The sequence below is a fragment of the Kitasatospora sp. NPDC052896 genome, assembly GCF_044547075.1.
Lineage (GTDB): Bacteria > Actinomycetota > Actinomycetes > Streptomycetales > Streptomycetaceae > Kitasatospora.
The window spans coordinates 51,456-65,253 of record NZ_JBITZU010000014.1 but is presented as its reverse complement, the minus strand read 5'-3'; the positions used below and the strand labels follow the sequence as shown (position 1 = coordinate 65,253).

14 protein-coding genes are annotated in these 13,798 nt (G+C 70.2%); 13 read left to right on the top strand and 1 reads right to left on the bottom strand.

Going from position 1 to position 13,798, the window contains the following annotated elements; translation table 11 throughout:
• Positions 1-55: 55 nt before the first annotated feature.
• Positions 56-1,849 (top strand): prolyl oligopeptidase family serine peptidase, encoded by a 1,794-nt coding sequence (locus tag ACIGXM_RS24945; protein ID WP_396564439.1) that lies wholly within the window; start codon positions 56-58, stop codon positions 1,847-1,849.
• Here the strand turns inward: ACIGXM_RS24945 and ACIGXM_RS24940 are convergent.
• On the bottom strand, positions 1,824-3,179 hold the full coding sequence (locus ACIGXM_RS24940; RefSeq protein WP_396564437.1) for a helix-turn-helix transcriptional regulator: 1,356 nt from the start codon (positions 3,177-3,179) through the stop codon (positions 1,824-1,826). The genes ACIGXM_RS24945 and ACIGXM_RS24940 overlap by 26 nt on opposite strands.
• Before the next feature lie 500 nt (positions 3,180-3,679).
• Here ACIGXM_RS24940 and ACIGXM_RS24935 point away from each other — a divergent pair, with 500 nt between their 5' ends.
• The 12 genes from ACIGXM_RS24935 (at position 3,680) to ACIGXM_RS24880 (ending at position 13,794) form a co-directional block, all read left to right on the top strand.
• On the top strand, positions 3,680-4,579 hold the full coding sequence (locus ACIGXM_RS24935) for an SAM-dependent methyltransferase (RefSeq protein WP_396564435.1): 900 nt from the start codon (positions 3,680-3,682) through the stop codon (positions 4,577-4,579).
• Positions 4,580-4,644: 65 nt separating this feature from the next.
• Positions 4,645-5,559, top strand: coding sequence for a hypothetical protein (locus ACIGXM_RS24930; RefSeq protein ID WP_396564433.1), 915 nt, complete (start codon positions 4,645-4,647; stop codon positions 5,557-5,559).
• A gap of 69 nt (positions 5,560-5,628) precedes the next feature.
• Entirely contained in the window at positions 5,629-7,131 is a 1,503-nt protein-coding gene (locus ACIGXM_RS24925; protein WP_396564431.1) for an amino acid permease, read from the top strand.
• Positions 7,131-8,528, top strand: coding sequence for a glutamine synthetase family protein (locus tag ACIGXM_RS24920; RefSeq protein WP_396564429.1), 1,398 nt, complete (start codon positions 7,131-7,133; stop codon positions 8,526-8,528). Before ACIGXM_RS24925 ends, ACIGXM_RS24920 begins: the two co-directional genes overlap by 1 nt.
• A 114-nt stretch (positions 8,529-8,642) precedes the next feature.
• A complete protein-coding gene (locus tag ACIGXM_RS24915; RefSeq protein ID WP_396564427.1) occupies positions 8,643-9,266 on the top strand; it encodes a hypothetical protein in 624 nt (207 codons plus the stop codon).
• Between the two features lie 5 nt (positions 9,267-9,271).
• A complete protein-coding gene (locus ACIGXM_RS24910) occupies positions 9,272-10,723 on the top strand; it encodes a Mur ligase domain-containing protein (protein WP_396564425.1) in 1,452 nt (483 codons plus the stop codon).
• A gap of 26 nt (positions 10,724-10,749) precedes the next feature.
• Positions 10,750-11,298 (top strand): LuxR C-terminal-related transcriptional regulator, encoded by a 549-nt coding sequence (locus ACIGXM_RS24905; RefSeq protein WP_396564423.1) that lies wholly within the window; start codon positions 10,750-10,752, stop codon positions 11,296-11,298.
• Positions 11,295-11,903, top strand: coding sequence for a DUF5753 domain-containing protein (locus ACIGXM_RS24900; protein WP_396564421.1), 609 nt, complete (start codon positions 11,295-11,297; stop codon positions 11,901-11,903). Before ACIGXM_RS24905 ends, ACIGXM_RS24900 begins: the two co-directional genes overlap by 4 nt.
• A gap of 158 nt (positions 11,904-12,061) precedes the next feature.
• A complete protein-coding gene (locus tag ACIGXM_RS24895) occupies positions 12,062-12,502 on the top strand; it encodes an NUDIX domain-containing protein (RefSeq protein WP_396564419.1) in 441 nt (146 codons plus the stop codon).
• On the top strand, positions 12,486-13,082 hold the full coding sequence (locus ACIGXM_RS24890; RefSeq protein ID WP_396564417.1) for an NUDIX domain-containing protein: 597 nt from the start codon (positions 12,486-12,488) through the stop codon (positions 13,080-13,082). The genes ACIGXM_RS24895 and ACIGXM_RS24890 overlap by 17 nt, the downstream gene beginning before the upstream one ends.
• Before the next feature lie 2 nt (positions 13,083-13,084).
• The gene (locus ACIGXM_RS24885; protein WP_396564415.1) at positions 13,085-13,315 is read left to right on the top strand and encodes a hypothetical protein; all 231 of its coding nucleotides are present in this window, start codon (positions 13,085-13,087) and stop codon (positions 13,313-13,315) included.
• Positions 13,315-13,794: an HIT family protein gene (locus ACIGXM_RS24880; protein ID WP_396564413.1), complete on the top strand. Its 480-nt coding sequence runs from the start codon at positions 13,315-13,317 to the stop codon at positions 13,792-13,794. Before ACIGXM_RS24885 ends, ACIGXM_RS24880 begins: the two co-directional genes overlap by 1 nt.
• Positions 13,795-13,798: the final 4 nt, after the last annotated feature.

The following is a 13,798-nucleotide window of genomic DNA, read 5'->3' as shown; positions in this document are numbered from 1 at the left end:
CGGGAAGGGCAGGTAGCCTTCGAGCCCGAGCACATCGACGGCCGAGGGGAACCTGATGACCGGCGAGGACGGCGGGCCGCTCGCAGCGCAGTGGGTGGCTCGCAAGCAGGTGTCGCACGATGAGCTGCTGATCTCGAGTGGCGCCCTGTGGTGGCTCCAGTCCGATCCCGACCTGGGTGGGGCCCGCCGGCTGATGCGCGCAGCCCCCGACAATCCGGCCCGGGCGCAGACGCCGCCCGGAGTGTCGGTGGGTGGCTGGCTTCATGCATACGGCGGCGGTTCCTTCGCGGTCTCGGCCGACGCCCAGTGGGTGATCGCTGGGAATAGCAAGGTCTACCGGCTCCGGCCGGGCGCCGAGCCGGAGCCGGCCGTCGCTGAGTCCGACGGATTCCAGTACGGCGAGCTGCACCATGCCGAAGACGCCCTGCTCGCTGTTCGGGGCACTGACGCGGGGGACCAGATCGTCGAGATTACCCCGCAGGGCGGTGTCCGCGTGCTGGTCGGCTCGACCGGCTTCCTCGCCTCCCCACAGCTGCACGGCGGGGTGCTCGCCTATCTCGAGTGGGACGCCGACCGGATGCCGTGGGACTCCACGCGGCTCCTACTGAGCGACGCGTTGCCTGACCGGACGAGCCCAGGGCGTCTGCTGGCCGGCGGCGAGCAGGAAGCTGTAGTTCAGCCGCTCTGGGGCCCCGACGGGCTGCTCTACTTCATGTCCGACCGCACCGGATGGTGGAACCTATACCGCTCGACGGGCGGGGCGATCGAGCCGGTCGCGCCGATGGAGGCCGACTGCGCGCCAGCACCGTGGGAAGGCGGGTACAGGTCATACGCCTTCACCGACTCAGGGCAGATCGTGCTGACCGTCCACGACGGCATCCGCACCCAGCTAGTGACCGTCGACCGCGACGGTCGGCGGACCCGGCACGCCACCAACCTCACCTCGATCAAGCCCTACGTCGCCACGCTCGGCAACCGAGCGTTCGTCATCGGATCGACCCCCACCAGTCGACCGTCCGTGCGCAGCGTCGACCTCGGCGGACCTGGTGACCAGCCGGCGCTGCCGATCATTCCCGACCCGCACATCGCCCCGGCTCAGCCCACCACTCCGATTCCGACCATCCGCACGGTCGACACCGGTGAGCTCTCCATCCGCTACCTGCTGCACCAGCCCGGTGGTGGGCTCCCCGCCCCGCTGATCGTCCGGGCTCACCCGGGACCCACCGACGACGTCCCTCTGCGCCTGGACTGGGCCGTGCAGTTCTTCGTCAGTCGGGGCTTCGCCGTCGCGGAGGTGGCCTACCGCGGTAGCACCGGCCAGGGCCGGGCCTTCCGGCAGGCCCTTCATGGCCACTGGGGCGAGTACGACGTCGAGGACTGCACGACCGTAGCCCACCAGCTGCTGGTGAGCGGTCAGGTGCTGCCGAACGCCGTCTTTATCACTGGAGCCAGCGCCGGCGGATACACCGCGCTGCAGGCTGCCTGCCGCCAGGGCCCATTCACCGCAGCGACCGCCACCTCCGCGATCACCGACCCGGCGCGCTGGGCGAAAGCCGTCCCGCGGTTCCAACGACCCCACGCTGCGATCCTGGCCGGCCCCGCCGGGGAAGTCCTCGCGGAGGCCATCCGCGTGCCGGTCCTGCTGATCCACGGAACGGCTGACGAGATCGCCTCAGCGGACGACGCTCGCCGGCTCGCACATGACCTCGCAGCGCTTGGCCGCCCCCATGAAGCCCTATTCCTGGATAGCGTTGATCACTACCTGTCCACGCCGGCTGCACTGGAACAGGCTCTGCTGGCCGAACTCGACTTCTACGAAGGGCTCATGCTCCGCGAGCCGCAGCCGTAGCAGCCCGGTCCGCGGCTGGTAGGACGTTGCGCGCGTACTCGCGCAGCTGCTCCACTGGCGCGTAGTCGGCGTGGGCATCGAGCCCCGCCAGAACGCCGGCCACGCGCTGGACGCAGCGCCCGGACGAGGTCCTGGCCGCATAGTCCACTGCATCGCGGCCAGCGGCACACGCTTGATCGACGTCACCCGTGCGCAGCCATGTCGAGGCGAGCAAGGCAGCGTCGATCGCCAAGCGCCGCACCTTGTCTCGACCCACTCCCTCGATGGCGTCCGAGAGGTGGATCCGAGCGGCCGGTGAGCGGCCGAGGTCGTGCAGGCAGTGCGCGACCTCGTCAGCCAGGTAGGCGGGCGTGAAGTACCTGATCCACGAGGGTTCGTCTGCGGGAACGGACGAGTCGAGCAGCTGCTCCGCATGGAGGATCAGCGCGGTAGATTCCTGCTCCTGGCCCATCCGGGCGTGCGCCCGGGCTTGTACCGCGGTGATGGCGGCCCGCGTCGCAGGGCTCGCCGCAGTGCTTGCTACTGCCGCGGCGGACTCGGCCCAGCGCAGGGCAGAGCGCGGCTGGCGGCCGTGCAGAGCCAGGTGGCCGAGGTTCGCCGCGACGAGGTAGGCCCCGTACGCCTGGTTGTGGGTCGCGCTCGTCATCGCCAGAGCACGCAGGTAGTAGATCTGCGCCCGAGTCGGGTCTCCGCTGTCGACAGCCTGGTAGCCGGCCAGTTCCAGGAAGCCGGTGGCTACGCGGGCCCTAGCGCGCACGGTGTCGTCGCTTGCCGCGGGGCGGGCAAGCAGCCTCGCGAGTTCGGTGTCGATGTAGGTGGTCACCTGAGCGGCGAAGGGGCCCGCGCCGTGTGTGTGGTCGAGTTGGCGGAACATCGTGAGCACGTCGTCCGCCACCGCGACATCGTCGGAGGTCACCCACGAACGATCATCCGTCAGGGAGGTCGCTGGAGAATTGAAGCTGGACGCCCAGTCCGCTACCAGAGCCTCGCTGTCCGTCAGCCGCATTCCGCCCGCGACGGATGGAAACAGCCCGCCGGACGGCTCGAATGCCGGTGGTTCAGCAACGCGCGCGGTGTCTGGTGCCGATCCTTGTGGATCAGGTGCGGCACTGCCGTCTTGGTCGGTCGTCAGCAGTTCGTGCAGCTGAGCCACGGAGACGCCTAGCTCTGCCGCCAGTCGGGGCCGAAGCCATGGCCGAGGGTCGCCCTTCCCGCTCTCCCAGCGGTGAACCGTTGAACGATCCACACTGAGCGCACCCGCGAGGGTCTCCTGCGTGTGGCCGACCAGCTCCCTCTGGGCAACCAGGGCCGACCTCCTGGTGACGACCATCGGTTACCTCCTGAACTTCGTAATTCCGGCAACACCGCAGCTCAGCAGCAACTTTGTCGCACCGACACCACACGTATGCAGCAAGTTTGCTCTGTTTCTGCCGACTTGGCAGTGGTTCTCTGTGATCTGCCGGAAGGAAAAGCGATCGACCACAGACCAGGCCGTTCAGCCGATGCCCGGACGGCAGGTCGTCCATCTCCTCTCACATCAATCTGAAAACGTCCCGGGACGTCCCGAAGTCGTCCGTCTCCGTAGTGACCCCGTCCATCCCTCGACCGGCAGCATGAGTTCGACGTCGATAGATGGTCCTGAAGCTTTCCTTCTGCGGTTGCGTTCAGCCAACTCGGCGCCGCAGCAGGAAGACGGGCCGCGCTCGTCGTCCCACCGGTGCGACCCACCCCCTTCGACCGCCTGCACGCCGCGCGTACCCCCGACGCGGCGTGCGGGCGCACCACCACCGCGCACCCGCCCATCCGATTTTTTTTCCGGCGAGGACAGACATGGCCAGGTCCCAGCACCTCTGTGAGACACCCGAGCAGTCCGAGCACGTGAATCGGATCGGCGTCACTGCTCCGAACCTCAGCGGTGCGTTCGGTGGCCCGGGAATCTTCGCGGACTGGGTACCGTCCGATGCCGCGCTATGGACGGAGAGGCCTCATCCAGCGCGCATTGCCGATCTGCTGCTCGGTGGGAAAGACCACTTCCGCGCCGACCGGGCTGCCGTGGAGCGGCTGACCACGGTGGAGCCCGCGCTGCCACTGGCCGCGCGGGCCCGGCGGCAGTTCGTGGAGCGGGCGATGCGCTACGTCGCCGGAAAGGTGCAGGGGCTCCTTGTTGTCGGAGCGGGACTTCCGACGGCTCCTCCTATCCACGAGCTGGTGCAGTTGAAGGAGCCGCAGGGCCGGGTGGTGTACGTCGATGACGACCCGATCGTGCTCGCGCACCTGCGGGCTCGGACCGCCTGTCCGGTGGCGCCCGGGCATCTGCGCAAGCCCGAGGCCCTTCTCGCTGCGCCCGAGGTGAGACGAATGCTCGCTCCCGGGCGGCCGGTGGCGGTGCTGCTGGAAGTGGAGCTGGAGCTGATCGAGGACGCGGCTGATCCGCAGGGCCTGGTCACCAAGCTGGTGGAGGCGCTTCCGTCGGGCAGCTTCCTGCTGCTGTCCCATGCCACCGCCGATTTCGCACCGCAGGTGTGGGACCAACTGATCGACGTCTACGACTCCTTCAGGATTCGGGTCCATCCGCGGAGCTGGGTGGAGGTCGCCGGGTTCCTGGACGGGCTCGAGCTGGAGCCGCCGGGCTTGGAACTGGTCTCGCGTTGGAGGCCGGCTCCGGGCGCGTCCTACGAGCTGAGTGAAGCGGCGATCTCCCGCTACGGCGTGATCGGCCGGAAGGCGTGAGTGGCGGGGGTGGCGCTCGGCTTGTGTACCACCCAGCGGGCGCGGACGAGGAGCTGCGGCCGGTCGTGGAGGAGGTGCAGGCCGGGCGGTGGATGGCCATGCGGGATCTGCTGGCCCAGGGCGGACTGGCGGCCGGGATGCGCACGGCGCGGACGCAGGTCCTGGCGGCGGTGGCGGCGGGTACGGATGTGGTCGAGACGTGGTGCGGAGAAGAGCCGCAGAGTCCCGACGCCGGGGTGATGCGGGCGCGGGTGGCGGTGGAGCGTGCGCTGCGGGCAAGCCGCCAGCACGGTGCATGGGCCGGCGTGCTGGCCGCAGAGGCGCGCGAGGTGTGCTGGTCCGCGGTGCGCGCGTCGCCCGCGGACCCGGTTCCGTGGGTGTGCCTGATCGCTCTCGCTCAGCTGGACCAGCCCCTCGCGGTTCGTGAGCACCAAGTCGGGCCCCCGTACGGCAGTTTCCTCCCGCCAGGCCCGTGGGGGCTGCTGGCCGAGGCGTACCAGCGTGACCTGGTCGGCCGGGAGGCGCATGTGCGGATGCTGCAGTTCTGGCTGTCGCGGCCGCGGCCGATGGAGGCCATCTGGCACTTCGTCAGATGGGTGGAGGGTTGGGCGCCGGTAGGGTCGCCGCTGCTGGTGCTGCCGCTCCACGCGCACGTCGAGCACTACCGGCTGCTGCAGGCCGCCAGCCGACTGCGCACGGAGCACAAGGGCCAGTGGCGGCTGGACGAGTCAGTTGTCCGGCGCACTGATCGGGCCTGGTCGTACTGGTTTGAGGCCGAGGCGTTGGAACCTTGGTCGGCGGTCGACCTGAATGTGCTGGCACACGCGCTGTGGGCTGGTGGCCGTCGGGCAGAGGCGGCGCGGGTGTTCGAGGCGATCGGCCCGTACGCGAGCCGCATGCCGTGGGCGCACGTCGCCTCTGGTCCGGGGCGCGCTGAGCAGGAGTTCGTGCAGGCGCGCGCGCAGTGCCGCAAGGCGTAAGCGCACAGGCCGCTCGGCGCATGGCGCCGGCGAACTGTTCTGTTCCTATTCGATCGTGGAGGTCGTTCGATGTCGCATGCGCACAGCTCTGCCGTTCCTCGTGACGAGCAGTTACTGCGCCAGCTGGGCTACCAGCCCCAACTGGTCCGTCGGATGGGTCCGTTCGGAAACTTTGCCGTGTCCTTCTCGGTGATCAGCGTGTTGTCCGGGTGCATGACGCTGTACGGGTTCGGACTGGTGACCGGCGGGCCGGCGGTGATGATGTGGGGCTGGGTCGGCGTCGGGGCGATGGTGATGCTGGTCGGCGCGGCACTCGCGGAGGTCACCTCGGCCTATCCGACCAGCGGCGCGCTGTACTTCATGGCCGACCGCCTGGGCGGGCGCGGCTGGGGCTGGTACACGGGCTGGCTGAACCTGCTTGGTCTGCTGGGCGGGATCGCGGGGATCGACTACGGCGCGGCCACGTTCACCGGCGCCCTGCTGAACATGCAGTTCGGCTTCACCCCGACACCGCGCTCCCTGATGGTGATCTACACGGTGATCCTCCTGGTGCACGCGATGCTGAACCTGGCCGGGGTGCGGCTGGTCAGCGTGTTGAACAGCATCTCGGTGTGGTGGCACATCGGCGGGGTGGTGGTGATCGTCGGCGCGCTGGTCCTGGTGCCGAGCCACCACCAGTCCGTGGGTTTCGTCTTCGGGCACTGGTCGAACGGAACGGGTTGGTCGAGCCCGCTGTACGTCGTGATGATCGGCCTGCTGCTGGCGCAGTACACCTTCTCGGGCTACGACGCTTCCGCTCATCTGTCGGAGGAGACGACCGGGGCAGCGGTGTCGGCGCCACGCGGGATCGTGCGCTCGATCTGGACCTCGTGGATCGCCGGATTCGTACTGCTCTTCGGTCTCACCTTCGCAATCAAGGACTACGCGGGAACGGTGGGGACCTCAACCGGTGTGCCGCCGGCGCAGATCTTCCTCGACGCCCTCGGGACGGGCGGCGCGAAGGCGCTGCTGCTGGTGGTGATCGTGGCGCAGCTCTTCTGCGGCAACGCGGAGACGGCGGCTGCCTCGCGCATGGTGTTCGCGTTCTCCCGTGACGGCGCGCTGCCCGGCAGCAGCTGGTGGCGGCGCACGTCCCCGCGGACCGGCACGCCGGTGTCGGCGGTGTGGCTGTCGGTCGTGGTGGCGTTCCTGCTGGCGCTGCCGGCGTTGTGGTCGGTCACTGCGTACAACGCGGTGGTGGCGATCAACGTTTTGGGCATTACCCCGGCATACGCGCTGCCGATCTTCCTTCGGCTGCGCGCCGGGCGCAGGTTCACGCCCGGTCCGTGGAATCTAGGTCGCTGGAGTCGCCCGATCGGGGTTGCGGCGGTGGCGTGGGTGGCCTTGGTGACGGTGCTGTTCTGTCTGCCGCAGTCGAGCCCCATCACCTCCGACACGTTCAACTACGCGCCGATCGCGCTGGCGTGCGCGCTGGTGCTGGCCACCGTGTGGCGGTGGATCGCCGGGCGCTCCTACGCCCCGCCCGCTGTCGGCAGCGCGCGGATGGCCGAGCTGGCCGAGGAGGTCGTGTGATGACTGGCCAGGACACGGCTTCCCGCAGCGTGCCGCGCGGCCGGCTCACGGTGGAGGACCTGCGCACCGCGGTCGCCGACGGCCGCGTCCAGACGGTGCTGCTCGCGGTGGTCGACGCCCAGGGCCGTGCCAAAGGCAAGGCGTACGACGCACGGTTCTTCCTGGACCGGCTCGTCGACGGCGACGCGTCGGGCGAGATGTGTGCGTACATCTTCGCCACCGATGTCGAGATGACGCCGCTGCCGGGCTTCGAGCTGACCGGCTGGCAGGCCGGCTACGGGGACGTGCGCCTGGCCCCGGACCTGGGCTCGGTACGGCTACTGCCGTGGCTGCCGCGCACCGCGGTGGTCTTCGCCAACGCGATCGGGGCGGACGAGCAGCTGGTGCCCGTCGCGCCGGCCTCGATACTGCGACGCCAGATCGAGGCACTGGCCGGACTGGGTCTGACGGTGAAGGCCGGTCTTGAGACGGAGTTCGTGCTCTACCAGGGCACCCTCGCTCAGGCCGCCGCCACCGGCTTCCGTGGCCTGCGCCCGGTGACGGCCGACAACCGCGACTACGCGCTCGACCACCCGCGCGAGCTGGTGCGCTACAGCGCCAAGCTCACCGCCGCCCTGGCCGGAGCCGGCCACCCGGTAGAGGCGGTCAAAACCGAAGGCGCCCCGGGACAGGTCGAGGTGACGTTCCCGTATGGGGAGCCGGTGGCCGCGTGCGAGCAGCACGTGCTGCTCAAGCACGCCGCCCGCGCGGTCGGCGAACGCATGCGCCTGCTGCCGACGTTCATGGCCGCGCCCGCCGACCGCGTCGCCTCCGGCTTGCACCTGCACGTCTCCTTCTGGCGGGGCGAGGAGGCGGTGCTCGCCGAGCGCGAGCGGCCCGGCGAGTTGTCCGAGCTGGGCCGGCAGGTGGTGGCGGGGCTGCTGGAGGGGCTGCCCGAGCTGGGGCCCTTGTACGCGCCGAACGTCAACTCCTACAAGCGGTACCGTCCTCACTCCTTCACGCCGACCTGGTTCACGTGGGGGTGGGACAACCGCTCCTGTGCGGTGCGGGTGGTGGGCCATGGCAGCGGGCTGCACCTGGAGATCCGGCTGCCCGGCGCCGACGCCAACCCCTATCTCGCGCTGGCCGCCACGTTGGCCGCCGCCCGGTGCGGCATCGAAGGCGGCCTCAAGCCTCCTGCGGCAACCACCGGCGACGGCTACCGCGATCACGCCGATGCCGCAGTGCCGACCAGCCTGCGCGAGGCTCTGCGCCTGTTCGAGGCGAGCACCCTGGCCGGCGACCTGCTCGGACCGGAGGTGGTCGCCCACTACGCGAACCTGGCCCAGGCCGAACTGCGGGTCCACGACGCACGGGTAACCGATGTCGAGCTGGCCCGCGGCTTCGCCCAGACCTGACCCGCCGGACGGCGCCCTGGACACACCCTGCGCCCGCGCCCGGGGCGCCGCCCTCCACCCCGGACACCCCTCCCCTACCCCTCACCCCCTTCGCCGAACGGAACGGAGGCAGCCATGCCACCTGGACCCGCTCCCGCCGAGGCGGCGGCCTCCGCACTGGCCGACGCGCCGGAGCACCTGAAGATCCTCGTCACCGGCGTTGACCACGGCGCCGTGCTCGCCCTGCTGACCGCGCTCAGCGACAGCCCCCCGGCCCGTGTCGAGGAACTCCTCAGCGTCGCCGACCCGAACCACCCTGGGGCCCCGGGTGCCACCGTCACCGTGGAGTTCGGCCGGATCGCTCTGGACACCGCCACCGTCATGCTCTTCGCCACGCCGCCGCAGCTGTCGTCCTGGTCGGGCTGGGCGGACCTGCTCAACGGCGCGGTCGGCGCCATCGTCGTCGCCGACCGCGAACGGCCCACCGGCGACCTCGCAACGCTCGACCCGTTGGAGCAGCACGGCATCCCGCACCTGGTCATCCTCCCCGCGCACCCAGATGCCCAGCCCCCGCTGGAGGCATGGGTCCGGGACCAGCTGCACGGGATCGGCATTCGCAGCGCCACCCCGCGGACGCCGGTCGTGACGATCGACGCACGCGACCGCGGAGCGGCACGACTCGCCCTCGTCACGCTCATGGAACAGGTGATGACCGCCACGTCCGCCCCCGGCACCACGCCCGCCGGCATCAGGAGCTGACCCGCATGACGAACGACACGCCTGCCTACAGTGGGCCTCCCCGCCTGGCCGCACCCCACCTGGTCGGCATCGACATCGCCGGCTCCGGCCTGCCGGGTCTGGCTCAGCTGCTGCTGGAGCACGGTGCCCGGGTCAGCGGCTCCGCCCTGAATGACAACGACACCACCGCCGAGCTCGCCAAGCACGGCGCTCGGATCACGCACGACCACGGCCCGCAGCTGGTGCGCGCCGACATGACCTGCCTCATCTGGTCCGGCCGCACCACGGCCGCCCAGCGCGCGGAGCTGGAGCGGGCCGAGCAGATGCGGGTCCCCACCCACCACTACTCCGAAGCCCTCGAACAGCTCTTCAAGGCGACCAACACCACCGTGGCGGTGGCCGGCAGTCACAGCACCGCGAGCGTCGCCGGGATGCTCACCTCGGCGCTCGGCCACCTCAATCCCGCCTGGGCGCTGAGAACACCGCTGGTCAGGCACGGGGTAGGACACCACAGCGGCGGGGACCTGCTGATCGCCGACCTCGGCGAGGACGGCGACATGGAAGACCACGCCACGGTCAGCGTCGTCACCGCCATCGCCGGCGCCCAGCCGCAGCACCTGGGCTACGAGACGCTGGAGGAACTGGAGGGCCTGGCCCGCCGCAGCGAGACCATCGTCCTGCCGACCTGGGACCGGGGCACCGCCGAGTTGGCCGCCCGCCTGACCGAGGCCCCCGGCCCGCGCGTCGTCACGGTCGGGCAGGTTCCCGGCGCGACGATCCGCGTGATGGACGCCAGGTGGGACGGCAGGACCACCCGGCTGGTCCTGCGCGACCTCGACGGGGGCGAGTACGCCCTGGCCGTGCCCCTGCTCGGACGGCACAACGCGATGGCCGCCGCGGCCGTCTTCGCCACCGGGCGCGTCCTCGGCGCGAAGCCGGTGGACCTGGCCGAAGGGATCGCCGAATTCTCCGGCATCGAACGCTCTTTGACCGTCCTGGGCCGCCAACCCGGGCTCACAGTGATCGACTCCATCGCCCGCCACCCAGCCGAGGTGGCAGCCGACCTGAAGGCCGTCCGGGCGCTCGTCGGCCAACATGGCAGGCTGATCGCGGTGTTGGAGCCGACCGGCTGGTCGGACTCCATCACATTCGGCAACGAACTAGGACGGCAGCTCGCTGTTGCGGACGAAGCCGTCCTATTGCCCGTGCACGACCCGGGCGGCCCCGCTCACCCCGGCGCTGACGCGGGCACAGAGGCCATCGCGCGCTCCGCCGCCGCTCAAGGCCTGACCGGGCACCTCCACGTGGTCAAGGACCGCGAAGGTCCGCTCAGCGGCGAGCTCGAGCAGCAGATCGCTGCCCTGACCCGGCCGGGCGACGTGATCGCGGTCATCGGCAGCGGTCACGCCGCCCGCCTCGGCGCACGCATCCTGTTCGCCATCGGCGCCCCCAGCGCCCCGATCCCCACCGACCTGTGATCACCGACCACCAGGACCACCACCCCGTGACCACACCTACCGTCCACCCGCTCCCCAGTACGCCGGAGCTGACCGAGCAGCAGGTCCGCCTGCTCAAGTGGCGGGCCGCCGGCTGCACCCGCACGCAGATCGCACGCGACACCTACACCTCCGAGGGCCGCGTCACCGTCTACATGACCGAGCTCCAGGCCGCCCTGGGTGCCAACTCCCGCACCCAAATGGTCGCCCTCGGCCTGATCCACCGCCTCCTGACCCCCGAGGACGTCATCAGCCTCCCCGTCTTGCAGCCCGTACACCTGTCCGGGCGCCAGCTGCAGGTCCTGAAGGTCTACGCCACCGGCGGCAACGACACCGACGCCGCGAAGCACCTGCGGATCTCGGCCGCGACCGTTCGCGGCTACGGCAGCGCCCTGCTGCAGATCCTGCGGGCACGTGACCGCACCCAGGCCGTCGCCCTCGGCCTGCTCTACGGCCTCCTGCTACTACGCGACATCGACGGCCGGCTGCCTGCCGTCACCCTCCGCACCCACACCAGCCAACCTGCCGCCGCACGACGCCCTTTGGAGTTTCGATGACCACCACGACCGCCACCCGGCCCTGGCCACATGTCCTCGCACACGGCATCTCGCCGGTCCAGGATGAGGTGTTGGACCTCGTGCGGGCCAGCCGGGCGATCACCGCCTACAGCCCACTCGCCGTCTTCGGTGCCTTGCAGACCCCCAACTACGCCCGCGCGATGCTGACACTCGTCGCGCAGGTGCACCAGTTGAGTGCCGCCGATATCGACCAGGCAGTCGCCAGCCGCACCGCCCGTGCCCGCTACCTCGGCCGCCCCGGCACTACCTGGCACGTCCTGCTCACCGAACAGGCCCTGCGCACCAACATCGCCGGGAGCGAGGCGATGGGCCGTCAGCTGGGGAGACTCGAAGATGCGCTGAACGAGGACGGCCTGGTCCTCGGTGTCATCCCCGCAAGCGCCCCTCTCGCGGCCTACCTCGCCGGCGGCTTCACGATCTACGACAACCACCGAGTCGAGACCGAGGACTACCACGGCGCCACTACGCTCACCGATCAGGCCGCTGTTGCCGAGCACCAGCGGATCCACGGCATGCTGCGCGAGGGCGCCCTCTACGGCTACCAGGCCCGCGAACTCATCCGTCAGGTCCGCGAGGCCACCTGACAGCTCGAACCGGCGTTCGCACGATCGGGTGACAACACCGCCGATCCCGCCCGGCCGGACAGTGATCCTGCCACGATCGAGCCCCGGACCAGCTCGCGCCCAGCGCCACCCGGCCGGGCTCGTGCCGCTCCTGTCCCCTCGTTTTCAAGGAGAAATTTGTGGCGCACCGCTCCGCTATCGGCCTGCATCTGGTCCTGAGGCAACAGGGCCTTGTCCTGCTCGGCCTTCGCCGCAACACCTCCTACGCGAACGGCTGGTGGCACCTGCCGGCCGGGCACCTCGAGCGTGGCGAGTCGGTGACGGCCGGCATGGCTCGCGAAGCGAAGGAGGAGTTGGGCATCACGATCAGCGAGGAGGCGCTTCAGCTGGTCCATGTCCTGCACGACCTCGACGCTGACGACCACGCCGGCCGCTTCCAGTTGTTCTTCACCGCCGACTCCTACGTGGGTGAGGTGACCAACTGCGAGCCGCAGAAGTGTGAAGAGCTGCGCTGGTGGCCGTTGAACGCACTGCCGGAGCCGACGGTCGCCTATGCCGGTACGGCTCTTGCCGCCATCGAGGCCGGGCAGGCGCTGGCCGTGCATGGCTTCCCCGCATGACCAGTCGAGGGCAACAGTGCCACTGTCCTGCCCGCGCATCGCTCCGGGCCTACTGGCTGCCCACCCCTACCTCCACGACGATGGGAGCACCGCGTTGCTGACCCTGCGCCAAGCCGTATGCGTGATCGTCCACAACCCTGCCACCAGCGAGGTCCTGACGATCCACTACGCCAACGACAGCTGGGCAAGGGAGCCGGCGTACACCGTGCCCGGTGGCAAGGCCGAGACGACGGACCTCACCCTCGCACACGCAGCCGCCCGCGAACTGCACGAGGAGACCGGCCTGGTCGTGGACCCCGAGGAGCTGCGGCTGGTCCACACGATCCAGGTCCGGGCCGGTTGGGATGGCAAGGGGCCGTTCTTGCTGAGCGTCTTCGCCACCACACAGTGGAAGGGCGAGCCCGTCAACGCGGAACCGAAGAAGCACCTGGCGGTCGCGTGGTCGCCCATCACGGAGCTGCCGATGCCGATGTTCCCGACCTCGTACGCCGCGCTGGTCGCATACCGCGATGGCGGGCGCGGCTTCTCCACCTACGGCTGGGACCAGGACGCCGACATCCGTGCCCTGGTGAGGGGGTGAGCGTGGCCGGCCGCCACCGGCGCCCGCCCGAGGCGGCCCTGCCGCCGGATGCCGATCTGCTCCTTCGGGCCATCGCCGACAACCAGCAAGTGGTCGAGGAGGGCATCGCCGTCTTCCCTGCAAGCCCGACCGCGTACCTGTACCGCGACACCTGCCGGCCGGACGGCGTCCGCGAGCGGATCCTGGTCCGCTTTGGCTCCACCGATCCGGCCCTGTTCCCGAAGGACCTGTGATGAGCGAGTTCGATCTGGCGGCCTACGCCCAGCGCGCCCAGCACGGGCCGTGCTTCATCTGCGCGATGCTCGATGGTGAGCCCGGCTTCGAACACCCGATCGTCTGCGACGACGGCTCCCACATCGCCTTCCTGGACCGCTACCCGACCGTCCCCGGCAAGCTGCTCGTGGCGCCCAGGGCCCACATCACCGACCCGATCAGCGGCTTCAGCGAACCGCAGTACTTGGCGCTGCAGTCGGTGGTGCACAAGGTGTCCCGGGCGTTGCAGTCGGTGCTGCCGGTGGCCAGGGTGTACGTGATGAGTCTGGGCAGCAACGAGGGCTACGCCCATGTCCACTGGCACATCGCCGGCCTGCCGCACGGCGTCCCCTACGAGAGGCAGCAGTTCCACGCGCTGATGGCCGAGACCAGCCCGGTGCTCGACGTGGGCGCCGAGCAGGCAGCCGACCTGGCCGCATGTCTGCGGGCGGCACTGTGACGCC